At 55.3% G+C, this 24621-nt stretch carries 28 protein-coding genes; 24 read left to right on the forward strand and 4 right to left on the reverse strand.

Annotation, left to right across the window (positions count from 1 at the left end; genetic code table 11):
• From AC097N_RS20770 to AC097N_RS20785, 4 genes are all read left to right on the forward strand, one after another.
• A partial coding sequence (locus AC097N_RS20770) for a flagellin (RefSeq protein ID WP_479583975.1) occupies positions 1-310 on the forward strand: 310 nt, incomplete at its 5' end.
• Between the two features lie 171 nt (positions 311-481).
• Complete coding sequence (gene fliD, locus AC097N_RS20775) at positions 482-1963, forward strand: flagellar filament capping protein FliD (RefSeq protein WP_479583976.1); 1482 nt, start codon at positions 482-484, stop codon at positions 1961-1963.
• 71 nt (positions 1964-2034) lie between these two features.
• Positions 2035-2451: a flagellar export chaperone FliS gene (gene fliS, locus AC097N_RS20780; protein ID WP_479583977.1), complete on the forward strand. Its 417-nt coding sequence runs from the start codon at positions 2035-2037 to the stop codon at positions 2449-2451.
• A 40-nt stretch (positions 2452-2491) separates the two neighbouring features.
• Positions 2492-2782 carry a flagellar protein FliT gene (locus AC097N_RS20785; RefSeq protein WP_479583978.1) on the forward strand — a complete coding sequence of 97 codons (291 nt, stop codon included), beginning with the start codon at positions 2492-2494 and terminating at the stop codon, positions 2780-2782.
• Positions 2783-2877: 95 nt separating this feature from the next.
• On the opposite strand, the gene fliE is transcribed toward AC097N_RS20785, so the two are convergent.
• Entirely contained in the window at positions 2878-3195 is a 318-nt protein-coding gene (fliE, locus tag AC097N_RS20790) for a flagellar hook-basal body complex protein FliE (RefSeq protein WP_479583979.1), read from the reverse strand.
• Between the two features lie 146 nt (positions 3196-3341).
• Between fliE and fliF the strand changes: the two genes are divergently transcribed.
• The 13 genes from fliF to fliR all read left to right on the forward strand — a co-directional run bounded on the left by fliF (position 3342) and on the right by fliR (position 14171).
• Entirely contained in the window at positions 3342-5036 is a 1695-nt protein-coding gene (fliF, locus tag AC097N_RS20795) for a flagellar basal-body MS-ring/collar protein FliF (protein WP_479583980.1), read from the forward strand.
• A gap of 23 nt (positions 5037-5059) precedes the next feature.
• A complete protein-coding gene (fliG, locus tag AC097N_RS20800; protein ID WP_479583981.1) occupies positions 5060-6061 on the forward strand; it encodes a flagellar motor switch protein FliG in 1002 nt (333 codons plus the stop codon).
• A 2-nt stretch (positions 6062-6063) separates the two neighbouring features.
• A complete protein-coding gene (locus AC097N_RS20805) occupies positions 6064-6768 on the forward strand; it encodes a FliH/SctL family protein (RefSeq protein ID WP_479583982.1) in 705 nt (234 codons plus the stop codon).
• 25 nt (positions 6769-6793) lie between these two features.
• Positions 6794-8173 (forward strand): flagellar protein export ATPase FliI, encoded by a 1380-nt coding sequence (gene fliI, locus AC097N_RS20810; RefSeq protein WP_479583997.1) that lies wholly within the window; start codon positions 6794-6796, stop codon positions 8171-8173.
• A gap of 25 nt (positions 8174-8198) precedes the next feature.
• On the forward strand, positions 8199-8675 hold the full coding sequence (locus AC097N_RS20815; protein ID WP_479583983.1) for a flagellar export protein FliJ: 477 nt from the start codon (positions 8199-8201) through the stop codon (positions 8673-8675).
• Positions 8665-9861 (forward strand): flagellar hook-length control protein FliK, encoded by a 1197-nt coding sequence (locus AC097N_RS20820; RefSeq protein WP_479583984.1) that lies wholly within the window; start codon positions 8665-8667, stop codon positions 9859-9861. Before AC097N_RS20815 ends, AC097N_RS20820 begins: the two co-directional genes overlap by 11 nt.
• Before the next feature lie 174 nt (positions 9862-10035).
• Complete coding sequence (locus AC097N_RS20825; RefSeq protein ID WP_479583998.1) at positions 10036-10557, forward strand: flagellar basal body-associated FliL family protein; 522 nt, start codon at positions 10036-10038, stop codon at positions 10555-10557.
• 21 nt (positions 10558-10578) lie between these two features.
• The gene (fliM, locus tag AC097N_RS20830; RefSeq protein ID WP_479583985.1) at positions 10579-11547 is read left to right on the forward strand and encodes a flagellar motor switch protein FliM; all 969 of its coding nucleotides are present in this window, start codon (positions 10579-10581) and stop codon (positions 11545-11547) included.
• Positions 11548-11572: 25 nt separating this feature from the next.
• Positions 11573-11992, forward strand: coding sequence for a flagellar motor switch protein FliN (gene fliN / locus AC097N_RS20835; RefSeq protein ID WP_479583986.1), 420 nt, complete (start codon positions 11573-11575; stop codon positions 11990-11992).
• Between the two features lie 7 nt (positions 11993-11999).
• The gene (locus AC097N_RS20840; RefSeq protein WP_479583987.1) at positions 12000-12314 is read left to right on the forward strand and encodes a FliO/MopB family protein; all 315 of its coding nucleotides are present in this window, start codon (positions 12000-12002) and stop codon (positions 12312-12314) included.
• A 77-nt stretch (positions 12315-12391) separates the two neighbouring features.
• Positions 12392-13108 carry a flagellar type III secretion system pore protein FliP gene (gene fliP / locus AC097N_RS20845; RefSeq protein ID WP_479583999.1) on the forward strand — a complete coding sequence of 239 codons (717 nt, stop codon included), beginning with the start codon at positions 12392-12394 and terminating at the stop codon, positions 13106-13108.
• Positions 13109-13117: 9 nt separating this feature from the next.
• Positions 13118-13387 (forward strand): flagellar biosynthesis protein FliQ, encoded by a 270-nt coding sequence (gene fliQ / locus AC097N_RS20850; protein WP_479583988.1) that lies wholly within the window; start codon positions 13118-13120, stop codon positions 13385-13387.
• A gap of 16 nt (positions 13388-13403) precedes the next feature.
• Positions 13404-14171, forward strand: coding sequence for a flagellar biosynthetic protein FliR (gene fliR / locus AC097N_RS20855; RefSeq protein ID WP_479583989.1), 768 nt, complete (start codon positions 13404-13406; stop codon positions 14169-14171).
• Between the two features lie 3 nt (positions 14172-14174).
• On the opposite strand, the gene AC097N_RS20860 is transcribed toward fliR, so the two are convergent.
• Both AC097N_RS20860 and AC097N_RS20865 read right to left on the reverse strand, forming a co-directional pair.
• Positions 14175-14804, reverse strand: coding sequence for a response regulator (locus tag AC097N_RS20860; RefSeq protein ID WP_479583990.1), 630 nt, complete (start codon positions 14802-14804; stop codon positions 14175-14177).
• Between the two features lies 1 nt (position 14805).
• Entirely contained in the window at positions 14806-15915 is a 1110-nt protein-coding gene (locus tag AC097N_RS20865; RefSeq protein WP_479584000.1) for a hybrid sensor histidine kinase/response regulator, read from the reverse strand.
• Between the two features lie 212 nt (positions 15916-16127).
• Between AC097N_RS20865 and AC097N_RS20870 the strand changes: the two genes are divergently transcribed.
• The 7 genes from AC097N_RS20870 to AC097N_RS20900 all read left to right on the forward strand — a co-directional run bounded on the left by AC097N_RS20870 (position 16128) and on the right by AC097N_RS20900 (position 22513).
• Complete coding sequence (locus AC097N_RS20870; protein ID WP_479583991.1) at positions 16128-16571, forward strand: hypothetical protein; 444 nt, start codon at positions 16128-16130, stop codon at positions 16569-16571.
• A gap of 42 nt (positions 16572-16613) precedes the next feature.
• Positions 16614-16976: a response regulator gene (locus AC097N_RS20875; RefSeq protein WP_479583992.1), complete on the forward strand. Its 363-nt coding sequence runs from the start codon at positions 16614-16616 to the stop codon at positions 16974-16976.
• Between the two features lie 47 nt (positions 16977-17023).
• Positions 17024-19201 (forward strand): chemotaxis protein CheW, encoded by a 2178-nt coding sequence (locus AC097N_RS20880; protein WP_479583993.1) that lies wholly within the window; start codon positions 17024-17026, stop codon positions 19199-19201.
• Between the two features lie 23 nt (positions 19202-19224).
• Positions 19225-19713: a chemotaxis protein CheW gene (locus AC097N_RS20885; RefSeq protein ID WP_479583994.1), complete on the forward strand. Its 489-nt coding sequence runs from the start codon at positions 19225-19227 to the stop codon at positions 19711-19713.
• A 115-nt stretch (positions 19714-19828) separates the two neighbouring features.
• Positions 19829-20653: a CheR family methyltransferase gene (locus AC097N_RS20890; RefSeq protein WP_479583995.1), complete on the forward strand. Its 825-nt coding sequence runs from the start codon at positions 19829-19831 to the stop codon at positions 20651-20653.
• A gap of 134 nt (positions 20654-20787) precedes the next feature.
• Positions 20788-21420 (forward strand): chemoreceptor glutamine deamidase CheD, encoded by a 633-nt coding sequence (cheD, locus tag AC097N_RS20895; protein ID WP_479584001.1) that lies wholly within the window; start codon positions 20788-20790, stop codon positions 21418-21420.
• 10 nt (positions 21421-21430) lie between these two features.
• Positions 21431-22513, forward strand: coding sequence for a protein-glutamate methylesterase/protein-glutamine glutaminase (locus AC097N_RS20900; RefSeq protein ID WP_479584002.1), 1083 nt, complete (start codon positions 21431-21433; stop codon positions 22511-22513).
• A gap of 1 nt (position 22514) precedes the next feature.
• On the opposite strand, the gene AC097N_RS20905 is transcribed toward AC097N_RS20900, so the two are convergent.
• Complete coding sequence (locus AC097N_RS20905) at positions 22515-24404, reverse strand: ATP-binding cassette domain-containing protein (protein WP_479583996.1); 1890 nt, start codon at positions 24402-24404, stop codon at positions 22515-22517.
• Positions 24405-24621: the final 217 nt, after the last annotated feature.

Below are 24621 nucleotides of genomic sequence, written 5' to 3' on the forward strand. Positions count from 1 at the left end.
GACCAGCACCCTGGATGTCTCCTCTGTCGACTCCGCGACCCGCACCCTGACCACCGTGGACGCAGCACTTGCCGCTGTCAATGGCCAACGTGCCAGCTTTGGCGCCTTGCAATCCCGCCTTGACACGACCATCTCCAACCTGCAGACCACCTCGGAAAACTTGAGTGCTTCGCGCTCACGCATCCAGGACGCTGACTTTGCCGAAGAAACGGCCAACCTGTCTCGTTCACAGGTTCTCCAGCAGGCTGGCACTGCGATGGTGGCGCAGGCCAACCAGTTGCCACAAGGCGTACTGGCCCTGCTGCGTTAAGAACAAGTCGAGGAGTTTGCGAAGCGCCTTGGGGTGTGAGCAAATGTGACAGCGGCGGCGAACAAATGTTCGCCGCCGCTTTTTAACTTCTGTAAAGCACTGGCTTTTCAGGCTTTAGAACGATCGCTGAAGTAAGACAATTGTGCGTTGAGAATTGAACAGGAGGCTAGCATGGCGACCATTTCATCAGTTGGTATTGGCAGTGGACTGGATGTCAACAGCATTGTTTCGCAGTTGGTGGCGCTGGAAAAGACGCCGCTCAAAACACTTGAGCTGAAAGCCACCAACATTCAGGCGCAAGTGTCTTCTTTTGCGCAGGTTCAATCGCAGTTCTCCGCCCTGACTGACGTGGCCACACGCATATCGGATGTCAGTGCATGGGGTGCCCGGATTGCTACTTCCTCAAAAGATGCCGCCGCAACGATCACCGTCACGGCGGCTGCGAGCGCTACATCCTTTAGCCTGGATGTTGATCAACTGGCACAGCAGCAGTCGGTATCCTCTGCCCAGTTAACCGCGGGCGGCGCGGTGGGCGCTGGCACATTGACTTTTAAGTTGGGGACCTGGACTGGCGCGACGTTCGCGGATTCGGCCCGTGCTGCAGTGTCAATAGAAGTTGACAGTGCGGATACGGTTGCGACCATCGCAGTCAAAATTAACGCGGCAGGGGCTGGCGTGGTGGCGACGGCTTTTAACGATGGCACGAGTGACCGGTTGCTGTTGCGGTCCAAAGACACAGGTGTAGCAGCCGGGTTTAAGTTGACTGCCAGTGAGGCCGTCGACGATGGCGATATTTCAACAGGTCTTTCCCGGTTGTCATTTGACCCATCGAAATTGGATTTGCTTACTGGTGCGGCCTATGGCATGGCTGGCGCTGGAATTCCCGTCCAGTATGGCCAAGACGCTAAAGCCAGGATCAACGGGCTTGCAGTCTCGTCTGCCTCAAATACGCTCGCTGACAACATTCCGGGCGTCACAATTAAACTGGTCGCAACAACGACCACGGGCTATGGGGGGGGGGGGGAGGTCAAGTCACCGGTGACCATGTTTATCAGCGAAGATGTGAAGCCGGCCGTTAAAAATGTTTCAGATTTTGTAACTGCATACAACACGTTGAGTAAGACCTTGGCGGATTTGACGAAGTACGACTCGGGCACCAAGACTGCGGGTCTGTTTCAGGGCGATGCATCGATATTGGGGATGCAAAACATTTTGCGAAGCATGCTTGGGTCGACGAGTTTGGGTGCTACTGCCCAACGCTTGTCTGACGTTGGGATTGAGCGGCAGTCAGATGGTTCTCTCACCATGAATACGACCAAGCTGAGTACGGCGGCAAATAGTGGCACGTCGCTTCAGCAGCTGTTTACAAACAACAACAACAATCCTTTGACGAACGGCTTCGCGCTGAAGTTCAGGGACTTGGGCAAAGGCGTACTTGGTAGTGGTGGGGCGGTTGTCAACGAGGTCGCTGCGCTGAAGAAAAGACTCGACTCCAATACGGCAGCGCAAACTAAAGTGAATGACAAGGCTACCTTGTTTGAGGCGCGGTTGCGCAAGCAATACAGCAACCTTGACACCCAGATGGCGAAATTGAATTCACTGAATGCCTACGTCACGCAGCAAGTGACAGCTTGGAACAAGTCCACAGGTTAAATTGATTTGTTGCGCCCCAAAATGGGCTTGAGTTAACTGCTGCAATGCCGATAAATAAGGTAATAAACAAAATGGAACGCAGCATGTTTACTTCAGTCAGTTCTCGCTCAGCTTCTGCCTACCAGCGCGTTAGCGTAGAGACAGCGGTTAGTCAAGCCAGCCCGCATCAATTGGTGGGAATGCTCTTGGCAGGATTGCTTCAAAATGTGGGCGCTGCGCGTGTTTCATTGAAGCGCGGCGATATCGCAGCCAAGGGTGAGCAAATCGTTAAGGCGGTGCGCATCATTGACGAGGGACTCAAGCCTGCGTTGAACCTGGAGCAGGGCGGAGACATTGCGGCAAATCTCAATGGTTTGTATGGGTACTGCGTCGTCCGATTGACACAGGCCAATCTCCGCAATGACGATGCCGGTTTAGCAGACGTCCTCCGTGTCATCGAACCGTTGGCTGACGGCTGGAAACAGATTGGCGGACAAGTTGCAAACTAGTTGTGACATGCCCAAAAACCGGAGTCCTGGAAAGTCTCAAATGCTGATTGACTACTACAAGGCCATCGAAGACAGCAGCCTCAAAATGCTGAATGCCGCCAAGTCTGAAGACTGGGACCAGGTGGTCCACTACGAAGGCGCGTGTGCTGTGTTGATTGAACAGTTGCGCACCTTGGCTGCCAGCGAAGAGTTGCTGCCTGAGCAGCGGATCGAGAAGACCCGCATCATGCAGCGCATTCTCCAAAACGACGCGCAGATTCGTTACCTGGCGGAACCCTGGCTTGCCCACTGCGAACAGCAGTTTGAAGGTTCACAGCAGTATTTACATTGACTTGCTATCGAATTTATAGCTACTACCGCACGGTACACCTGGGCTAGAGGCCTATTTGGCATAAATTTTGGTGCCAGGGCCAACAAGATGGGCCTTCAGACCTGCATGTTCATGATGTCTGTATAGGCTTGAACCATGCGGTTGCGCACATGCAGCGTGGCCTGGAAGCCAATCTGGGCTTTCTGAATGGCCACCATGGTTTCTTCCAGACTCACCTTGGGGTTCTCCATCTGCACTTCTTGCTGCAGCTTGATGGCCTCGTTTTGTGAGGCGCTGACTGAACTGAGTGCGCTTTTCAGCGCACCAGAGAATCCACCGTCCGCTCCACCAGTTACCTGGCTCGACGAAATGCGGGGCGCCATCGTCGGGCGCACCGCGGTGGGCATGTTCGTGGGGGTGAGTCGGAGGTCCATGGCGGTGATGTTATGGCCGGGGGTGGCAGAACATTAATTTGAAGTGAGGGGTAAAAGCCGGGCTTATCGAGCTAATGTTTTCGGGGTGGGGCAGAATAATCGTTCGCATCAGTGGTGCAAAGTTGTGCCACACCGCACTGGAATAAATGATGCCTGCCGCTCCCGCCCTTACTGCAACGCCTGTCAACCCGACGCTGTCCCAGCGCCTGGCCGGGATGGATCAAGCCCAGCGTTTGCGCGTTGGCGTGGGCATTGTCTTGTTTGTGGCCATTGGCATCATTGGCCTGGTGATGGGGCGCCAGGCCGAGTGGCGTGTTTTGTATGCCAACCTGGCCGACAAAGACGGTGGCGCCATCGTGGCACAGCTGACCACCATGAACATTCCCTATAAACATACCGACGGCGGTGGCGCCATTCTGGTACCGGCTGACAAGGTCTACGACACGCGCTTGAAGCTGGCCTCCCTGGGTTTGCCCAAGGGCTCGGTGGCTGGCTTTGAGACGATGGACACCAACCGTTTTGGTATGACGCAGTTTCAGGAGCGTCTGGCGTTTCAACGGGGGTTGGAGGGTGAATTGACGCGCTCCATTCAGGCCTTGTCATCGGTGCAGAGCGCTCGGGTGCATTTGGCCTTGCCCAACCAGAATGGCTTTTTTCGTGAGCAGCAAAAACCCACCGCCTCTGTGGTGGTCGGCTTGAACTCCGGGCGCACGCTGGACCGGGCCCAGCTGGCGGGCATTGTTCATCTGGTGTCCTCCAGCGTGCCTGAAATGAACCCCACCGCCGTGAGCGTGCTGGACGACACCGGCAAGCTGTTGTCCAACCCGCCTGAGGGTCCGAATGGCGTTGGGGGTGCGTTTGATACCCAGCAGATGCAGTATGTGCAGCAGCTGGAGCAGCTCTACACGAAGCGGATCATGGACATTCTGGAGCCCGTGGTGGGGCGGGACAACGTCAAGGCTCAGGTGGCGGCCGAGCTGGATTTCTCGCAAACCGAGTCCACCTCCGAGTCACACAAGCCCAACCAGGCGCCCGATTCGACTGCGATTCGCAGCCAGCAGGTGTCTGAAAGCAGCAATGGCACAACTGCCAGCCCGCCATCGGGCGTGCCCGGCGCCACCACCAACCAGCCTCCCGGGCCCTCAACAGCCCCCATCAACGGCGCCCCCCAGGCATTGACGGCAGCGGGTGCTGCAGGCAGTGCCAACGCAGGCTCCAAGCGCGAGTCGATCATCAACTACGAGGTGGACAAAACAGTGCGCGTGGTGCGTGGCGGTACCGGGGTGGTCAAGCGCATCAGCGCTGCTGTGGTGCTGAATAATCAAACCATTACGGATGCCAAAGGCAAGACCACGACCGTCCCTTTGACGGATGCGCAAATCGAGAAAATGACCGCTTTGGTGCGTGAAACCATTGGGTTCAACAAAGACCGGGGTGACTCTGTGAACCTCATGAACGCGCCATTTACCATTGAAAAAGCAGTCGTTGCCGACGTGCCATTCTGGAAGCAGCCAGAGATTCAGGACCTGGCGCGCAGCTTTGCCTGGCCGGTGGGTACGCTGCTGTTTGGCGCGCTGGTGCTCTTGGGCGTCATCCGTCCCGCCTTGAAAGTCTTGTCGCAGCCTCCTGTGGCCCTGGCGAATGCCGCCAACCAATTGGACGCGATTGAGTCAGATGAGCCCGACCGACCCTTGCTGAGCGCACCCGCCAAGAGCAATGAGCCCGTCGCCGCCACCCCGGGCGAGTTGGCTATCGAAGATGCCCGTAAACTGACCCGTGACAACCCGGCTGCGGTGGCCAGTATTGTCAAATCCTGGATCAATGGCGAAGCGCCCGCCTGACCGCACTTACATCGGACAACCCCATGGCTCAAACTGACGGTCTGGAAGACGCTGCAATACTGATGATGTCGCTCGGCGAGGCCGAGGCGTCCGAGGTGTTCAAGCACCTGTCTCCCAAAGAGGTTCAAAAACTGGGGGAGGCCATTGCCAAAACCCGTTCGGTCACGCGAGAGCGCGTGGATGCGGTGGTGGACCGGTTTACCGGCGTGGCAGCATCGCAAAGCCTGTTGGTTTCTGACTCTGGCGACTATGTTAGGTCCGTGCTCAAGCGTGCGCTGGGGGACGACAAGGCCGCCTTGTTGATTGACCGGATTTTGCAGGGTGGCGACGTTTCGGGCATCGAGAGCCTGAAATGGATGGAGCCCTCGTCCGTGGCGGAGTTGTTGCGCAATGAGCACCCGCAAATTGTGGCGGCCATTCTGGTGCACCTGGACTTTGACCAGGCGGCCGATATTCTGAAGTTTTTCACCGAGCGTCAACGCAATGAAGTCATGTTGCGCGTGGCGACCATGGAAGGTATTCAGCCCTCTGCCTTGAAAGACTTGAACGAGGTCTTGTTCAAGGTGCTGGCTGGTGGCGACAAGGTGCGCAAGTCGTCGCTGGGCGGCGTCAAGACCGCCGCCGAGATGATCAACTTGATGGGTACCGCCATTGAGGGCACGGTGATCGAGTCCATTCGCAATCACGACCCGGACCTGGCCCAGAAAATCATGGACAAGATGTTTGTCTTTGACGATGTGATGAAGCTCGATGACAAGGCCATTCAGAGTGTGCTCAAGGAGGTGGCCTCTGACGTGCTCATCGTCGCCCTCAAGGGCGCTCAGCCCGAACTCAAGGAACGCTTTTTGGCGAACATGTCGTCCCGTGCTGCTGAGACGCTGCGCGAAGACCTGGAGTCGCGCGGTCCCATGCGCTTGTCCGAGGTGGAAGCGCAACAGAAAGAGATTTTGAAAGTCGTGCGCCGTCTGGCGGACGAAGGCACGATCGTCATTGGCGGCGGTGGCGGCGATGATGCAATGGTCTGAACATGCGTAACTACACACGGTTTATCCCCGGCGAAGAAATTGGTGCGGTGGAGCAGTGGAACTTTGGCGCGGTTGACACGGCGTCCCTGCTGTTGGCTGCCCAGGAGAGAGTCCGTGAGGAACATCCTGAGCCCGTCAAAAACGAGGCGCAGGATGCCTCCAACGAGGTCATTCGCCAAGAGGGCTACGCCGACGGGTTTGTTCAGGGCCACGCCCAAGCCACCCTGGAAGCGCAACGCCAGATCGCGGATTTCATGACCACCCAGGGCCAGGAGGCGGCACAAAAGTTTGCGCAGTTGTTTTTGTCTGCGCAGGCGCAGTTGGCGGAAGCCGAGCAGGGCATTGCCCGAGGCATTCTGGAACTGGCTTGTGAGTTGGCTCGCCAGGTCATTCGCCACGAGTTGACCATGGACGCCGATGTGTTACAACCCGTCATTCGCGAGGCTTTGGTGTCGCTCATGGCGGAGACCAAGAGTGCGGTTGTCCGGCTCAATCCCCAAGACCTGGAGACACTGGAAGACGTCGTTCGTACCGAGTTTTCAACCCTTTCTTTGACCCTGATCGGTGATGCCGCGGTCACCCGTGGTGGTTGTCTGGTGGAGTCTGCGGGTACCGTGGTCGACGGAACGCTTGAAAAACGGTGGGCGCGCGCCATTGCCAGCCTGGGTTTGAATGCCCCTTGGGAGGCTCCTGTTGACAACGCCTGACGTGACCTCCAAATGGCAACTGTTCATGGACGACGCAAAGCGTCGCGTGAACGCTGGCAGCACGCTGGAGGTGCGCGGCACGCTGACGCGGCTGACCGGGCTGGTGCTGGAGGCGGCGGGTATCCGGGTGCCGGTGGGCTCTCAGTGTTTGGTGTCGATGAAGTCGCAGGCGCCCGTGCTGGCCGAGGTGGTCGGATTTTCCAATGACCGGGCCTTTTTGATGCCGGCGGGCGATATTCATGGTTTGTCCAGCGGCGCCAGTGTGGTGCCTGCCGCACCCTACGTGGCCGTACCCCGTTTGGGCGAGCGCCGCAAGTCGGAACGTACTTCTGGTTATGGGATGCTGCGCTTGCCCCTGGGAGATGGTTTGTTGGGCCGTGTGGTGGACGCCCACGGCGCGCCCATGGACCGCCGGGGCCCGATTGAAGACGTGACGTCCTTGCCGCTGGACCGCAAACAAATCAACGCCATGGACCGTGCGCCTGTGCGTGACATGCTCGACACGGGTGTGCGCGCCATCAACGCCTTGCTCACGATTGGCCGTGGGCAACGAATTGGCCTGTTTGCAGGTTCCGGCGTTGGCAAGAGCGTGTTGCTGGGGATGATGGCCCGCTACACGGAAGCTGACGTGATCGTGGTGGGTTTGATTGGCGAGCGGGGCCGCGAGGTCAAGGAATTCATTGAAGATATTTTGGGTGAAGACGGACGTGCCCGCGCCGTGGTGGTAGCCGCCCCGGCCGATGCCCCGCCACTGCTTCGCATGCAGGGCGCGGCCTACGCCACCGCTATTGCCGAGAGTTTTCGGGATAAGGGCAAACACGTTTTGCTGTTGATGGACTCGCTCACCCGCTATGCCATGGCGCAGCGTGAAATTGCGTTGGCGATTGGCGAGCCGCCAGCCACCAAGGGTTATCCGCCGTCCTGCTTTGCCAAGCTGCCGCAACTGGTGGAGCGCAGTGGCAATGGTTTGAATGGTGTGGGCTCGATTACCGCGTTTTACACGGTGCTGTCAGAAGGTGACGATCAGCAGGACCCGATTGCAGATGCCGCCCGGGCGATCTTGGATGGGCACATTGTGCTGTCGCGTTCGCTGGCCGAGGCGGGGCATTTCCCCGCCATTGACATTGAGCAGTCAGCCTCGCGTGTGATGCACAACGTGGTGCCACGTGAGCATTTTGAGATGGCCCGGCGTTTCAGGTCGATCAATTCAAAGTATGAAAAAGGCCGTGACCTGGTGCAAATTGGTGCTTACGTGAGTGGCTCTGACCCCGCGCTGGACGAATCCATCAGGCTGCATGATTCGATGTCCGAGTTTTTGCAGCAAGATATGTTTACCTCGGCCAGTATGAGCGACAGCCTCCAGCAGATGATGGTGACGATAGAGCGCGAGGGCTCATTCCCATGAATGCCTTAATAATCGGAGATATCGAATGTCGATCGTGAAAAGTGTTCTTCTGGCTATTGACCTGGCAACTACCAAGCGTGACCAGGCTGGCAAGGTGTTGCAGCATGTTCTGCGTGCCCAGCTCTTTGCCCAGGACCAGATGGCGCAGTTGACCGGCTACGCAGCTGAGACGCAGACCAAATGGGCGGCCTCGGCGCAGACCACCAGCACCACGCCTGAGTTGATGCGACACCACTACCAGTTCATGGATCGTCTACAGCATGCGATTGCCCTGCAAACTGTGGCAATTGAGAACGCCTCGCACAAAGTTGAAGCTGCCAAACAGCTGGTGCTTGATGCCGATATCCGGCTGGCCAGCCTGCAGCATGCCTTGAAGAAAAAACAATCTGATCTGGCGCTTGTTCAGTCGCGTCGCGACCAGAAGCAGACGGATGAGTTTGCTTCTTTACGCAGCTGTCAGACTTCTGGCGGAATGATGGGGGGAGAGCGGCATGAGTATTGAATTCGTCGGCATATCTGCCAATCCATCCGCTGGGGCAAAGACAGAGCGTACTCATGGTCAAAACGCTGACAAGGCTGGTGACGTCGAAAATGCCAAGGAAAAGAATGGATTTGCCTCGGTCTTGAGTTCTGTGGCGTCAGACGCTCCTGTGGCCAAAAAAGGAGCAGGCACGGCCGAGGGGGGCAGCCAAGCCGATAAAAAGATGGCGGAAGATGAAAAAGTCGACACGACCGCCTCAACGTCACCAGATGCATCACTGTTGATGGCGCAGAACCTGCCAAGCGATCTGGCGATGCTGTTGGCGCAAGCGGCCCACATGGCGGACACAAAGACAGGGACGCCCCTCAGCACGGCAACCAGCGACGCCCGAAAAATGAGCGCAAAGGGCATGGTGGCGTTGACCGACGCAGCCCTGGCTGGGAAAACAGAAGTTACGGGCAAGATCGCTGATGCCTTGCTGGCTCAGGTCACGCCTGACATTACGGGTGGCGCGTCATCAACGCGCGTCGCGCAGCTTCAGTCTGCCGTGGCTGCCAATCTGGCTGAGGCGAAGTCGCTCAATCGAGCGGCCCAGATGGACCTGTCGGCGAGGGAGTCTGCGCTGTCCGTTGGGCTGGTCGCCAGCGGCATGGCGGAGGGGTTTGCCCGTCCGGTCGACAAGGATTTTGGCAAGCCTTCGTCTTTGGCTGCCGCTCCTGGTGCCGAAGGCGTGTGGGGCGCGCATGCTTTGCATGCTGGAAATCAGGTGGATTCACCGTCCGTGATCGCTGATCCGTCCATGATCTCGCCGGAGCAAATGGTGGCCGACACCGTCGGGTACTGGGTCTCGCAAGGCATTCAAAATGCCGAGTTGAAGCTTGATGGCTTCGGCAGCGATCCCGTTCAGGTCAGTATTTCGCTCAAGGGAGATGAAGCCCACATAGGATTTCGCACCGATCAACCTGAAATCCGGCAAATACTCGAAGGCGCGGCCTCCCAGTTGAAGGACCTCTTGTCCAGCGAAGGCCTGGTGTTGTCGGGTGTTTCAGTCGGTGGATCAGGTCCGGGCGGCAATGCCGACTCGCAAGAGCAGCGCGGCCAGCAAAGTGCACGTCAGGCCACCGTTTTGACAAAGGAAGTTGCGCCAGCGGAGGCCCGCCAGCGGGCGAATCCATCAAGCGGTCGCACTTTGGACCTGTTTGTCTGAAGGTCCGGGCAAGGGATGGGCCGGAAAGCCATGCTTATTCATGGTTAATTTGGTCGTTGACCGGCCCGATGTGCTCAATAATCCAACCCAAGATAACGTCTCGAAGGAAATACAGTGGCGAACAAACCTGAAGCAACGGATGCTGCAGCCCCGGCCAAAGGCAAGAGCAAGAAAATGATGATCATCATCGGGGCCGTGCTCGTGCTGGCCTTGGGGGGGGGCGGTGCCTTTTTCTACATCAGCAAGCAGCGTGCAGCCGCTGAAGACGGTGAAGATGCAGCGCCCGCGAAAGCTGCGGCGCATGCGGCGCCAAAGACGCCCCCGGCGTACCTCCCGCTGGACAGCATGGTGGTTAATCTGGCCGACGTTGGTGGTGAAAAGGTGGCCCAGGTGGGCATTACGCTGGAGGTCACCGATGCCCATGCCTCTGACTCCGTCAAAGCCTATCTGCCTACCATTCGCAGTGGTGTTTTGATGTTGATTTCGCAGAGAACCTCAGAAGAACTGCTCACTCAGGAGGGCAAGGAAAAGCTTGCTAAAGATATCCTCCGGGAGACTTCGATTCCGTTTGGCGGTGGAGCGGATGAGCATGAGGATGAGGCTGCACCGCCAAAGAAGAAGAAATCTTCCAAGAAGGTCGTCCATGTCGAGTACCCTGTGGTCGGTGTGTTGTTTTCAAGTTTCATCATTCAGTAAGGGTGTCTCAGGTGATGCTATATGAGTGAATCGTTTCTTTCCCAGGAAGAAGTTGACGCCCTGCTGGAAGGCGTTACGGGCGAAAGCCAGAAGCTGACGGAGGAAGTGCAGGAGCATGGTGAGGTTCGCCCGTACAACATATCAAGCCAGGAGAGGATTGTTCGTGGGCGCATGCCGACGATGGAAATCGTTAACGAACGATTCGCACGTAATCTCCGGGTGGGCCTCTTCAATTTCATTCGCCGAAGTCCTGAGATATCGGTCGGCCCTGTATCTGTTCAGCGCTACAGCGCATTCTTGCGTGAACTGGCCGTCCCCACCAATTTCAATATTGTGGCCATCCGGCCGCTGCGGGGCAGTGGTTTGATCGTTTGCGAGCCCGCGCTCGTGTTTGGTGTGATTGAGTCACTCTATGGCGGTATCGGGAAGTTTCAGACCCGTATCGAGGGGCGTGATTTTTCTGCAACTGAGCAGCGCGTGATCAACCGGCTGGTTGACGTGATCACGGAGGAGTACAAAAAAGCATGGCAAGGGATTTACCCACTTGAATTGGACTATCAGCGCTCTGAGATGCAGCCTCAGTTTGCCAATATCGCCACGCCGAGCGAGATTGTCATTTCAACCTCCTTTCAGCTTGAAATCGGCGAGATTACCGGGGCGATTCACTTTTGCATGCCGTATGCAACACTGGAGCCCATCCGCGATGTTTTGTACTCATCCACTCAGGGTGACTCCATTGAGGTAGACCGGCGTTGGGTCAACGTCCTGACACAAGAAATCCAGGCAGCTGAGATCACCCTTGTAGCCGAGTTGGCGCGTGCGGACGCAACCATTGAGCAGTTGCTGGCCATGAAACCCGGGGATTTCATTGAACTCGACCGGCAGCCCAAGATTGAGGTGACGGTGGATGGTGTTCCCATCTTTGAATGCCAATATGGCACTCACAACGCAAAATATGCGATTCGAATTGACAAATGTTTGAGGGGCTAAGCCCTCGACTGAATAGGTAAACGACATGGCAATAGACGACAAACCCGCTGAAGATGACGGCATGGCCGATTGGGCCGAAGCGTTGTTGGAGCAAAAGAGTTCAGACGGAGGCGCCTCCGAGCAAGGGGGGATTCTTTCCGGTGACTCATCACGTTCTTTCTCGTCAAGCGATTCCCCGATTGACGATATCAGCCGCGTGCTGGATATTCCGGTTCAGTTGTCCGTGGAGCTTGGTCGTACCAAGGTACCGATCCGGCATATTCTCCAGCTTGGGCAGGGCTCCGTGGTGGAGTTGGACGCCCTGGCGGGCGAGCCTATGGATGTGTTGGTGAATGGCTACCTGATTGCGCAGGGCGAAGTGGTGGTCGTGAATGAGAAGTTCGGCATTCGCTTGACCGATGTGGTCACGCCCTCTGAGCGCTTGCGTCGAGTCAGCAAGGGTTGAGCCGCAGATGACGCAAACGCTGGTTTCTGTCGTTTTCTTTGTGGTTCTGCTGGCCTTGGTGCCATCAGCACTCAAATGGGTGCAGCGCCGGTCCGTTGGCGGCGCTTCCGGCCTGACGTCCGCCTCCAGAATCATCTCCGCGATTGCGGTGGGGCCACATCAGCGAGTGGTCACAGTTGAAGTGGGCCCCGAGGGCGAGCGCGTCTGGCTGACACTCGGCGTCACCGCGCAAACCATCACCTGCTTGCACACTGCGGCAATGGACACTAAAACAGAACCGTTTCAAGCGCAGGCGACGCAAGTTGTGCCTGCATTGAAGTGACATCGGACATGTTTGTGGAACAAGTAAATATCGGTTCGAGACATCTTTGCACAGGGGGGCGTGTAATCGTCCTCGGACTGCTGGGGCTATTGACCCAATCGTCCGCATGGGCCCAAACGGGGGGGCAGTTGCCTTTGTTGGTCGGGACTGGTGGCTCCAACATGAGCTTTTCGGTGCCCATCCAGACCTTGCTGTTCTTCACGGCACTGTCATTCCTTCCGGCGATCTTGCTCATGATGACCGGGTTCACTCGCATTGTGATTGTGCTTTCCCTGCTGCGGCAAGCCTTGGGCACGCAGTCTGCCCCACCCACCCAGGTGGTGGTCGGTTTATCTCTGTTTTTGACGTTTTTTGTGATGGGGCCAACACTGGACAAGGTCTACAACGACGCCTATCTGCCCTACACAAAAAACGCGATCACGTTTGAACAAGCTTTGGCGAATGGTGAAGATCCGCTACGGCAGTTCATGAGCAAACAGACCCGACAGTCAGACTTGGCACTCTTTGCCAAGCTGGCCAAATTGCCGCCGGGAACCACGGCGCAAAATGCGCCGATCCGCATCCTCGTGCCGGCTTTTGTGACCAGCGAACTCAAGTCGGCGTTTCAGATCGGATTCATGATTTTCATTCCCTTTTTGGTGATCGACATTGTGGTTGCCAGCGTACTGATGTCCTTGGGCATGATGATGCTGTCACCGGTCCTGGTGGCGTTGCCGTTCAAGCTGATGTTGTTTGTGCTGGCCGATGGCTGGAATCTTTTGATTGGCTCACTGGCAGCCAGTTTTGTGACCTGAGGGCTGACCATGAATGCGCAAATGGTTTTGACAATGGGCCAGGAAGCATTACTCATGCTGCTGATGGTGTCTGCCCCTGTCTTGGGCGTGGTGCTGGTTGTGGGTCTTCTGGTGAGCCTGTTTCAGGCCGTGACCCAGATCAATGAGCAGACCCTGGCTTTCGTGCCCAAGCTGATTGCCGCCATTGCGGTATTTGCCATTGCAGGCCCGTGGATGTTGAACATGCTGGTTGAGTACATTCGCCGGACTATTGAAGCGATACCTTCCGCGGTCGTTTGAGTAATTCAAAGTCGCCGTGATCGCCTTTACCGAAGCTCAGTTGGTGGCATGGTTGTCGCCTATTTTGTGGCCCTTTTTGCGTGTGTTGGCTGTATTCACCGCGGCCCCCATCTTTTCTTCCAAAGCTTTTCCGGTGCGGGCCAGAATTGCCCTGGCGTTTTTTATTGCGTTTGCTGCGCAGGCCAGTCTAGAAGGGCAGCCGGTAATCAGCATTGATGCGCCTGAAGCTTTGGGTGCTGTCATTCAGCAAGTCGGCATTGGCCTGGCCATCGGGTTTACGGTGCGGCTTGTCTTCGCGGCGGTCGAGCTGGCGGGCGAGGTCGTCGGCTTGCAGATGGGGCTTAGTTTTGCCTCTTTCTTTGTTCCGTCAATGAACACGCAGTCCAGCGCGGTGGCTGCCTTTTTTGGGCACATGGCGTCTTTTTTATTTATCGTCATGAATGGCCACTTGGTGGTCCTCATGGCTGTTATCAAAAGTTTCGAAGCTTTTCCGGTCGATCAGAATTTTCTTGAAGCATTGAAGAAAATGAAGCTGTATGACCTTGGCTCTGATTTGTTTGCCAGTGGCCTGTGGATCGCCTTGCCCATGATTGGCATGCTCATGTTTGTGAATCTTGCTTTGGGAATCGTGTCACGCGTGGCGCCGCAGATGAATATTTACGCCATTGGTTTTCCCATCACATTGACGGTGGGCCTGATTGGTATTGCTGCCACATTGCCTATGCTGGATCAGCCACTGTTGGCGCTCATGGAGCGCGCCATCGCGACTTTCTCTGGCAAGTAAAGGCTAAACCAGCTCGTTGCGAATGGCGTAGACCGTTAACTCGGCATTGTTCGACAGTTTCAGTTTTTCAAGCACCCGGGATCGATAGACGCTGACCGTTTTTGGGCTGAGCATCAACTCCTCGGCAATGTCGGAGAGCCTTTTTCCGGATGCAATTTTGACCAGTGTCTGCAACTCCCGCTCGGACAGCGAGGCATGCAAGGTCACGTTTTCGGGCGTGCTCAGACTGTCAACCAACATGTGGGCGACTTCTGCAGTGACGTATTTGCGCCCCTGCGCTACCGTTCGAACGGCGTTGATCAAATCAGCGGGATCGCCCGCCTTGTTCAGGTAACCTTGTGCGCCGGCACGCAGACAGCGTATGGCATATTGGTCTTCCGCAAACATCGAGACGATCAGTACCTTGATCGGTGAGTTGGCCTCGCGTAGGCTGGACAGGACCTCCAGACCTCCTCGTCCTGGAAGGTTCAAGTCAAGAACGAGCACATCGCAGGCCGACGTGCGCATGGCATCCCTGACCTCCGCGTAGCTCCCTGCCTCTGCTGTGACTTGAATGTCGACAGCTTCGGACAGTGTTTCCCGGATGCCTCGGCGTACCATGGCATGGTCATCACAAAGAATAACGCGAATCATCTCAGTCAACGTCCTGTGTGTTGTCAGGCTGCATTGGCAGCAAGGGTACCGAAAGAATGATTGACGTGCCCACGTTGTTCTTGGTACTCACGTCCAGCCAACCGCCCACGGTCTTGGCTCGCTCGTGAAGTCCCCGAATTCCAAAGCCTTTCGGATTAAGAAGATCGATTGGCGAAATGCCTTTTCCGTTGTCCGTCACTTCAAGGGTCAGCACACCTTCTGCATCTGAAAGGTCGATCGTGACCAGACTGCAGTCTGCGTATTTAACAACATTGGTTAATGCCTCCTGCGCCGTTCTGTAGGCTACGAGCTGGATGTCTTTGGACATGATGCCTTTTTCTGGCGATGCATGAACGGCGGTTTCAATGCCCGTCCGTTTGGAGAAGCCCTGCGCCAACCACTGAACTGCGGCAACCAAGCCCTGGTCCAGAATGGCCGGGCGCAGATTCATCATGATGCGTTGGCTTGCCTCCAGCGCGTGTTGCAGCATCTCAGTGGCCGCCGTGACATGCTCTAGTGTCATGGGGTCAACTGTATGCCTGCCAATCCAGGAAAGATCAAACCTCACCGCGGCCAGTGCGCCGCCAATGTCATCGTGAATTTCCCTTGCAATGGCTGCGCGCTCCTGTTCAATGGTCATTTGCAAGTGCTCAGCAAAATCCGCAAGCCGCCTCTGGGAGAGTGCAAGTTCAATGTCGGCCATTTCTTTCGCGCGGCGAATACTGTGGACCTCCATGGCACGCCGGATCACTTGTGCCAGTTTGCTCATGTCGTCCTTGGACAGGTAGTCGCTGATACCGGTCTTTATAGCTGAAACAGCGGCAGGTTCACCAATGGCGCCGGACAGCAGGATGAACGGGGGGTGTTGCTCCCGCAGATGCAAGATACGCCAGGCATCCAGAGCGGTAAAGCCTGGCAGCCGATAGTCTGCCAGAATCACATCAAATTCCGACGTTTGCAGTCGGCGCTCGAAATCATCAAGAGACTCCACACGCTCTAATTCGCAGTCCTCTCCCGCTCGACGCAATGCGAGCCTGACAAGCTCATGGTCAACGGGAGAATCCTCCAGATGAAGTATTCTCAATCGCTGGTTTGAAGCTTCTTCTTGCATCATGATTAACGCTATCATTGCCTCCGAAAAGCAGTAGATTTGTAAATGGTTGAAAGCCATTCTCAGTGTAGCGCGCTAATTTGATTGAAATGCGCTCAATAGTTCTGCGAATGTGCCGATAACTGTGTCTATAGCCGGATTTGTAAAACGCCAAATGCCTGGCGACATATTTGGGGCTCAGCGAAGTTTCGGAGACGAGATTGGATACAAGAATGCAACAGAACCAGACGATATCTTCAGTTCCCGCTGTGCAGCTTCCTGTGATGTTGGTCGCGGAGTTGCAAGATTCTCTTCTCGTTGTTGTGCATGATTTGAGTCGTCTAGATGGGTTACTTGCCCATGCGATGGAAAATCTGATGGAGCGGTTTACCTGCGCCAGTAAGAATCTGGCCGATTCTGGTTTGGCAGGGTCCCGAGAGCTCGATGCCGTTCGCAGTGCTTTGACGGCTGCTGTGACGGAGCTGCAGTTTCAGGACATGGCCTCGCAGCTGATTGTTCATACTTCCAAAATACTTCAGGGTTGTGCTTACCGACTGGCTTCCGAATCCATGGGCATTGAAGACGGTGAAGCCGTGCCTTTTGTGGAGGAAGTTCCAGAGCGTCCCAACCCTGTCACGCAAGACGAAATGGACGCCGGATCCATTGAATTATTTTAAATATTTTCTATCAACCTATAACTGAAATAGTCGGAGCTTCACATGCCTTTAATACTCGCTGTTGATGATTCGCCATCCATGCGAAAGATGGTGTCATTCACATTAACCGGTGCCGGTTACCAAGTTGTGGAAGCGGTTGATGGTGTCGACGCCTATGAGAAGGCGCAGGCTCAGTCATTCGATCTGGTATTGACCGACCAGAATATGCCCAGGCTCGACGGTTTGGGTCTGACCCGTAAATTGAGAGACCATCCTCAATTTAAAACCATTCCCATATTGATGCTGACAACGGAGTCCAGCGATCTCATGAAGCAGGCCGGGCGTGCGGCCGGGGCGACGGGGTGGTTGGTGAAACCTTTTGATCCAGCCCGATTGCTTGAAGTCATCAAGAAAGTGATCAAGTAGGTCGATAAGAGAGTGTCATGTAGACAAACGCAATACCGGAGAGAGACATGGCGGAAGCGCATCAAGAGGGTAGTGGGTCAGGGGCCGACTTTGATCTGAGTCAGTTTTATCAGATTTTCTTTGAGGAGGCTGGGGAGAATCTCGACTTGATGGAGCAGATGCTGCTTAACCTGAACCTTGAGACGGCGGATGATGAAGAGTTGAACGGTGTTTTTCGTTGCGCACACTCTGTAAAGGGTGGTGCGGCCACCTTTGGTTTTTCTGATGTGGCGGAATTGACGCACCAGATGGAGTCCTTGCTTGACCGACTGCGCCGCCATGAGTTGCAGCCCAATGCCTTGATGGTGGATGTCCTGCTTGAATCAGCGGATGCCTCCCGTGGGCTGCTGGCCCGGCATCAGGCCGGCGGAGAAGGGGTCTCTCCGCCCACAGCTGATTTGGTGAGCCGAATTAAGGTGTTGGCTTCAGGTCAGGTGCTGGTGTCCAGCTTCCCTGCTGCAGCGCCTCCGTCGATTCAGACGCCTGTTGTTGCGCCGGCGGTGCTTGTTGCAATGCCCTCCGACGATTCGAGCACATCAAATCGATCGCTCGAAATTCGGATTGGTCCTTTGGACCGTCCAGATCAGGCCGACGCTATCCTTGAGTTGTTTCGGGATATCCCTGGGCTGGGAGACATCAAGGTAGTCGCGTGCGATCAAACTGACACTCGTATGTTTGCCGTCGAAACTTCTTCATCCGATGAAGATTTGCTGGATTTATTCGCTTTTCATGTCTCGCGGGCCCAAGTGGCCATCAAAGATGTCGCGGCAAGCGCTGCACCGGATGTCGGTTACGGATTTTTTGATGGCGCCGCCAGTGCGCCCAATTCCGTTTCGTATGATGACGACCCTCCACTGGGTGCGCCGCTGGCTCCGCTGCCGGGATTCGGTTTTTTTGACGGCGCGCCAGGTGCCCCTAGTGTTGTAACTGACCCTGTTATTGCCGCTGCTGCAGATATCGTTGGAGGGCCTTCATCAACGAAGGCGTCTGCAGCCAGGCAGACCGGACTGGTCGTGCAGCCTGAGGCTGCGACCATCAGGGTTGCAATCAGCAAGGTTGATCAATTGATCAATCTGGTTGGCGAATTGGTCATCACTCAGGCGATGCTGGCACAGAATAGCCGCGCCCTGGATCCCGCCTTGTACCAACAATTGTTGACCGGGTTGACCGACCTGGATCGCAATACCCGTGATTTGCAGGAGTCGGTGATGTCGATCCGGATGATTCCGATGTCGATCGTCTTCAGTCGTTTCCCTCGGATGTTGCGCGATCTCGCCAGTAAACTCGGCAAAAAGGTCGACTTTGTTACCCAGGGTGAGGCCACTGAGCTTGACAAGGGACTGGTAGAAAAGATCACAGACCCACTGACTCACTTGGTGCGAAACAGTTGCGACCATGGTGTTGAGTTGCCGGCGGATCGGGTACGCGCTGGCAAGTCTGAAACAGGCACGATTACCCTGTCGGCCTCCCACCAAGGGGGATCGATCGTGATTGAAGTGCGTGACGATGGCCGGGGTATGTCTCGGGAGAAGATATTGGCCAAAGCCCGTGAGCGTGGTATTGAGGTGTCTGACCAGATGTCAGATCCTGAAGTCTGGCAACTGATTTTCGCTCCCGGATTCTCTACTGCTGATGTGGTGACGGATGTGTCCGGGCGCGGCGTGGGCATGGACGTGGTCAAACGCAATATCGCTGCGCTGAACGGCACTGTTGAAATTGATTCGGCAGAAGGCTATGGCATGAAAGTGTCCGTGCGATTGCCCCTAACTCTGGCGATCATGGATGGCATGTCGGTTGGGGTCGGCAACGAGGTCTATATATTGCCGCTGTCGTCGGTCGTTGAGTCTTTTCAGGTGAAGTCGGACGCCGTCAGCACGGTAGGACAAGGTGCGCAATTAGTGAAGGTTCGCGACGAATACATGCCCGTGATTGAGCTGGAGAAGGTTTTCCAGGTTCCCCGCTTTGATGCAGCTCGCTCCAGTGACATCATGGTCGTCATTGAAGCGGATGGAAGTCGCGTTGCCATTCTTGTGGATGAGTTGCTGGGGCAGCAGCAGGTGGTGGTCAAGAATCTTGAATCCAATTACCGCAAAGTGCCCAACATTTCAGGCGCGACCATTTTGGGTGATGGCAAGGTAGCGCTCATTCTGGATACGGGCGCTCTGGTGCGTCGGTCACGTCACTAATGCTGCGTTAGAAGGAAGAAAACATGGGTGCGATGGAAAAAAATGGCGAAATGACACCAGGCGCGGCACGGGAGTACCTAACCTTCCGGCTTGACCAGGAGGAATATGGCATTGACATCCTGAAGGTTCAGGAAATACGCGGCTATGAGCCGCCAACCAGAATCGCCAATGCGCCGAACTTCATCAAGGGGGTTGTCAACCTGCGGGGAACCATCGTCCCTATTGTTGACATGCGGTTGAAGTTCAACTGCGCGAAGGTTGATTACGATGCCTTCACCGTCGTCATCATTCTCAATCTGAGAAACCGTATTGCCGGTATCGTGGTGGACTCTGTCAGTGATGTGATGGAGTTGCCTGCTGACAGTCTAAAAGCTGTGCCTGATGTTGACAGTGCCATTGATAGTGATGCCATCCTCGGGTTGGGCTCCCTGGAGGGCCGTATGTTGATTTTGCTGGATATAGAGAAACTGATGGCTGGTGTTGACATGGGACTCACGTCTGATGTCGGGTAGAAACCGATCTCTTAAGTCAGTGTTGTTATCGCGTGAATTATCCTTGTCACCTGCTTCTTGATGCTTTTCAAGTATGACGCTTCTCCAATGCTGACGCTCAGACTCTTCTTTACGAATGGGAGCTGACATGCAGGGGCGTGAGTTCGTTTGGACGAATGCTGATTTTGATCGAGTTCAGTCACTGATCTACCAGAGAGCAGGTATCAGCCTTCACGATGGCAAGCACGCCATGGTTTACAGCCGCTTGTCTCGGCGCCTTCGGGATACTGGGCATCAAAGCTTCAAAGATTATTTGGGCTGGCTTGAAACACATGACGGACCCGAATGGCAAGAGTTTGTCAACGCACTGACGACTAATCTGACGTCATTTTTTCGCGAGCAGCATCATTTTGAGATTTTTGCCGATCACTTGGCATCGAAGCCCACGGGTGCGGCGTGGCGGGTCTGGTGCAATGCCGCCTCCACCGGGGAGGAGCCTTACTCAATTGCCATGACCGCTATGGATGCGCTCGGACCCAGGGCAAATGTAACGCTTGCCGCCAGTGACATTGATTCCAGGGTTTTGGCGACGGCTGCGCAAGGGGTCTATCGTCTTGACGGTCTCAAAGGGGTAGACGCAGCGCGTATGCAGCGGTTTTTCTTGCGAGGCAAGGGCGCCAATGACGGTATGGCGCGAGTCAAACCCGAATTACAACGCATGATTGAATTCATCAGCGTGAACTTGATTCGGGATGACTGGCCGTTTCAGGATCCGTTTGATGTTGTTTTTTGCCGCAATGTCATGATCTATTTTGATGCGCCAACTCAGCGCAAGGTGTTGGAGCGCATCCACCGTGTGATGGTGCCGGGCGGATTGTTGTTCGTTGGCCATGCAGAGAATTTCAGTGAGTCGCGTGACTTGTTTGTTCTCAAAGGTAAGACTGTTTATGAGCGGCGTTAATGTTTTGTGGTGGATGCACAATGCGTTCATGCGCCACCTGATCCAATGATTGCAAGGACGCTATGAATCCATCCCAAGCTTCTCTGGGGCCTTTGTCTGCTCGATCCATCCTTGCGCCTATCGCTACCAAAGCGATGGTTGGTGGACGAATTTCACGTGTGGATCACCTCAAGGCTCAACCCCGAAGTCCCGGTGAAGCCTCATTTTTCTACAGCGACCATCACTTCCAGTATGACGCCGTCAAGGTCCTGCCCGGTGAGTACTTTGTTTCGAATGAAGATATTGTCATCATGACTGTGCTGGGTTCCTGTATTTCTGCCTGCCTTTGGGACGGCAAGGCGAGGGCCGGCGGCATGAATCACTTTATGCTTCCTGATGGCGATAGTGCTGATGGATTCGGGCGGTATGGCTCCTACGCCATGGAGTTGCTCATCAACGAGATGCTGAAAAAAGGGGCGCGACGGGAATCCATGCAAGCCAAAGTGTTTGGAGGCGCCCAAGTGATGGCGGGTTTTACCACCATGAATGTTGGAGAGCGAAATACGCAGTTTGTTCTTGACTATCTGGCCACCGAACGTATTCCCGTGGTTTCACAAGACGTCTTGGACATTCACCCTCGTAAAGTGTGTTTCTTTCCTGTGACGGGTAAGGCACTGGTCAAGCGCTTGGCGCATTCACATCCAGAAACCTTGGCCGTCGAAGAGCGTAAAGGCAATGCCGCCACCGTCGCAAAGTCGACTTCGGGCGGCTCTGTGGATCTGTTTTGAGGATCATGCGTTGAAAAAAATTCGAGTGGTGGTCGTGGATGATTCGGCTTTGGTGAGAAGTCTGCTTTCCGAAATCATCAATCGACAGAAGGATATGGAGTGTGTTGGCTCGGCCAATGATCCCTTGATTGCCCGAGAGATGATTCGGGAGCTGGATCCCGATGTGATCACACTGGACATTGAGATGCCCCGTATGGACGGTATTGATTTTCTTGGCCGGCTCATGCGTCTTCGTCCCATGCCTGTGGTCATGATTTCCACGCTGACTGAGCGCGGTGCCGAGGTCACGATGAGAGCACTGGAACTGGGTGCCGTTGACTTTGTGGCCAAGCCCCGGATTGGGGTAGCCGATGGTTTGAGCGAGTTGTCAGCCCAAATTGTTGAAAAAGTCCGGGTCGCCGCCGCGGCCCATGTCAAACGGACCGTGACTCCTTCGAGTGTTACTGCCCCGCAAGGACGTGAGCCCGTCCGCTCGCCCGTGGCATCCATTGGGCGTGTGTCGACGGAAAAACTGGTGTGTATAGGGGCATCGACGGGAGGCACTGAGGCTATCAAGGAGGTTTTGACACATATGCCCGCCGATTCACCGGGTATCGTGATCACTCAGCATATGCCCCCAGGCTTCACCACCAGTTTTGCCGCTCGTTTGAATGGACTTTGCCAAATTACGGTGAAGGAAGCGGTCAATGGCGAACGAATACTGCCAGGCCATGCCTACATCGCGCCTGGAGGCAAGCAGTTTCGTGTTGCCCGTAGCGGCGCCAACTATGTCGCCGTTGTTGAGGATGGAGAGCTGGTCAATCGGCACAAACCTTCTGTTGAGGTACTGTTCAAGTCCGCGGCCGCGGTGGTTGGTGCCAATGCGTTTGGCATCATGCTGACTGGCATGGGTAACGATGGTGCCAAGGCCATGCGTGAAATGAAAGACGCTGGCAGCTATAACCTTGTACAGGATGAGGCGTCCTGCATCGTCTTTGGTATGCCACGCGAGGCGATTTTGCATGGCGCCGCGGATGAAGTCTTGCCTCTTTCCCAGATAGCGCCGGTACTGATTGCCAAATTGAGCAGCACCAAAGACCGCTACCGGGTGTAAGTCAAGCGGTAGACAGCTCTTCCCACCTGGCCAAGGCATTCAGCAACTCTTCCTCAATTGCTGCATCCCGCGAGTAAAGCGCGGTCGCTTTCACCGGATCTTGGGTATAGAGAGTTGCATCTGCCAATTCAGCCCGCAACACAGATTGCTCCTGTTCTAGTTTGCTGATTTGTGCGGGTAGGCCTTCGAGCTCCCGTTGCTCCTTGTTATTCAATTTTTTGGTTATCGATAATTTTTTTTCGGGAGCAAGTCCAGTATCAGATTTGGCCTTTCCCGCCGTCTTTTGTGCGGAAGTAGCTATCAAAGTGCTAGCAGCTTTGATTTCTTTGCTTCGTCTGGATTGAATTAACCAGTCCTGTACGCCGCCTTCATACTCGCGCCATAACCCATCTCCTTCGCAAGCGATCGTGCTGGTTACAACGTTGTCAAGGAATGTACGGTCATGGCTGACCAAAAACACGGTGCCTTCGTAGTTCTGAAGCAAGTCTTCCAGAAGCTCCAGCGTGTCGATGTCAAGATCGTTGGTTGGCTCATCCAGCACCAACACATTGGCGGGGCGAGCGAACAGGCGGGCTAGCAGGAGCCGGTTGCGCTCTCCGCCGGACAGTGAGCGCACGGGGGAGTTGGCGCGCGCCGGTGAAAACAGGAAGTCGCTCAGGTAACTTTTGACGTGTTTGCGTTGGTTGCCAATTTCAATCCATTCACTGCCAGGACTGATGAAGTTTTCCAGAGTCGAGTCCAGGTCCAAGGCATTACGCATCTGGTCAAAATAGGCGACCTGCAGGTTGGCGCCTTGGCGCACTTTACCGCTGTTGGGCTGTATTTCACCCAAGATTAACTTCAACAGAGTCGTCTTGCCGGCGCCGTTGGGGCCTAGTAGACCAACTTTGTCCCCTCTCAATATGGTGGTGCTGAAGTTCTTGGTGATGACCTTGTCGCCAAACGACTTGTCTACATCAGTCATTTCTGAGACCAATTTTCCGCCCAGTGCCCCAGATGCGACGTCCATTTTGACGCTGCCCACCGCGTCTCGCCTTGCTCCCCGGCTGGCACGGAGCTCTTCGAGCCTCCCAATGCGGCTTTGACTACGGGTTCGCCTAGCCTCCACTCCTTTGCGAACCCATATCTCCTCTTGTGCCAAGAGTTTGTCGGCCTTGGCGCTAATGACGGCTTCCTGGGCGAGTTGCTCTTCCTTCTGAATAAGATACTGTGCGAAATTGCCTGGGTATGAGTTCAATCGTCCCCGGTCTAGCTCAACAATCCGAGTGGCGACACGGTCAAGGAACGAGCGATCATGTGTAATCGTAATAACGCTGCCCTTGAAGTCAATCAGCAACTCTTCCAGCCATTCGATTGAATCCAGGTCAAGATGGTTCGTTGGCTCGTCCAGGAGCAGCACATCAGGCTGCGCCACCAAAGCCTGTGCCAGCGCGACCCTCTTCTTGGTCCCCCCAGACAGGGTGCTGACGACAGCGTCTTTGTCCAGATGCAAGCGATGCAACGTCTCTATGACACGCTGCTCCCAATTCCAGCCGTCTTGTGCTTCAATTTCGCTTTGTAAAGCGTCCAGATCACCGATGCCTTCGCAATATTGATCAATAAGACCGATGATCCTTGAAATACCTGCACTAGCCGCTACGAAAACAGTAGCATCAGGGTCAAGTACGGGCTCTTGCGCAACAAATGCAAGTCGCAAATTCTGTTGGTATTGCAGCGTTCCGTCATCTGCCTTTTCAAGGCCGCCAATGATCTTGAGCAGCGACGATTTGCCAGCGCCATTGCGGCCGATAAGTCCAACACGCTCCCCAGTTTCAAGAGAGAAGTCGGTGTGATCGAGAAGCGCAACGTGGCCAAAGGCGAGTTGTGCGTTGAGAAATGTAATTAGTGCCATGTGATCCGATTATCCCCGCGTGGCGAAAAGCAAGCTTGAATTGCCATGCATCGATGTTTTCGATGGACTGGATGCGAGAAACCCTAGAGGCTGTGAGTGAAGCAAAAGGAGGGAGTGAAGCTGCAACGGATCAAGGGTGAATCGGCTGCTAATAGGAGCCTGCTAGCTCCATGAGTTGTTCATGAATGGAATTTATCAGCACCAACTTGCGCGGAGG

The sequence above is a fragment of the Rhodoferax sp. LS1R11 genome (assembly GCF_056521395.1).

Excerpts from the sequence above, each read along its gene's own strand:
- fliQ (WP_479583988.1), top strand. The coding sequence starts at position 13,118 with ATGAATGCGCAAATGGTTTTGACAATGGGCCAGGAAGCATTACTCATG.
- AC097N_RS20905 (WP_479583996.1), bottom strand. The coding sequence starts at position 24,404 with ATGGCACTAATTACATTTCTCAACGCACAACTCGCCTTTGGCCACGTT.
- AC097N_RS20820 (WP_479583984.1), top strand. The coding sequence starts at position 8,665 with ATGAGTATTGAATTCGTCGGCATATCTGCCAATCCATCCGCTGGGGCA.
- AC097N_RS20890 (WP_479583995.1), top strand. The coding sequence starts at position 19,829 with ATGGGAGCTGACATGCAGGGGCGTGAGTTCGTTTGGACGAATGCTGAT.
- AC097N_RS20805 (WP_479583982.1), top strand. The coding sequence starts at position 6,064 with ATGCGTAACTACACACGGTTTATCCCCGGCGAAGAAATTGGTGCGGTG.
- fliM (WP_479583985.1), top strand. The coding sequence starts at position 10,579 with ATGAGTGAATCGTTTCTTTCCCAGGAAGAAGTTGACGCCCTGCTGGAA.
- fliI (WP_479583997.1), top strand. The coding sequence starts at position 6,794 with ATGGACGACGCAAAGCGTCGCGTGAACGCTGGCAGCACGCTGGAGGTG.
- AC097N_RS20870 (WP_479583991.1), top strand. The coding sequence starts at position 16,128 with ATGCAACAGAACCAGACGATATCTTCAGTTCCCGCTGTGCAGCTTCCT.
- fliF (WP_479583980.1), top strand. The coding sequence starts at position 3,342 with ATGATGCCTGCCGCTCCCGCCCTTACTGCAACGCCTGTCAACCCGACG.
- cheD (WP_479584001.1), top strand. The coding sequence starts at position 20,788 with ATGGTTGGTGGACGAATTTCACGTGTGGATCACCTCAAGGCTCAACCC.
- AC097N_RS20885 (WP_479583994.1), top strand. The coding sequence starts at position 19,225 with ATGGGTGCGATGGAAAAAAATGGCGAAATGACACCAGGCGCGGCACGG.
- AC097N_RS20875 (WP_479583992.1), top strand. The coding sequence starts at position 16,614 with ATGCCTTTAATACTCGCTGTTGATGATTCGCCATCCATGCGAAAGATG.
- AC097N_RS20865 (WP_479584000.1), bottom strand. The coding sequence starts at position 15,915 with ATGCAAGAAGAAGCTTCAAACCAGCGATTGAGAATACTTCATCTGGAG.
- AC097N_RS20825 (WP_479583998.1), top strand. The coding sequence starts at position 10,036 with ATGATGATCATCATCGGGGCCGTGCTCGTGCTGGCCTTGGGGGGGGGC.
- AC097N_RS20785 (WP_479583978.1), top strand. The coding sequence starts at position 2,492 with ATGCTGATTGACTACTACAAGGCCATCGAAGACAGCAGCCTCAAAATG.
- fliG (WP_479583981.1), top strand. The coding sequence starts at position 5,060 with ATGGCTCAAACTGACGGTCTGGAAGACGCTGCAATACTGATGATGTCG.
- fliD (WP_479583976.1), top strand. The coding sequence starts at position 482 with ATGGCGACCATTTCATCAGTTGGTATTGGCAGTGGACTGGATGTCAAC.
- fliE (WP_479583979.1), bottom strand. The coding sequence starts at position 3,195 with ATGGACCTCCGACTCACCCCCACGAACATGCCCACCGCGGTGCGCCCG.
- AC097N_RS20880 (WP_479583993.1), top strand. The coding sequence starts at position 17,024 with ATGGCGGAAGCGCATCAAGAGGGTAGTGGGTCAGGGGCCGACTTTGAT.
- AC097N_RS20840 (WP_479583987.1), top strand. The coding sequence starts at position 12,000 with ATGACGCAAACGCTGGTTTCTGTCGTTTTCTTTGTGGTTCTGCTGGCC.
- fliN (WP_479583986.1), top strand. The coding sequence starts at position 11,573 with ATGGCAATAGACGACAAACCCGCTGAAGATGACGGCATGGCCGATTGG.
- AC097N_RS20860 (WP_479583990.1), bottom strand. The coding sequence starts at position 14,804 with ATGATTCGCGTTATTCTTTGTGATGACCATGCCATGGTACGCCGAGGC.
- AC097N_RS20815 (WP_479583983.1), top strand. The coding sequence starts at position 8,199 with ATGTCGATCGTGAAAAGTGTTCTTCTGGCTATTGACCTGGCAACTACC.
- fliS (WP_479583977.1), top strand. The coding sequence starts at position 2,035 with ATGGAACGCAGCATGTTTACTTCAGTCAGTTCTCGCTCAGCTTCTGCC.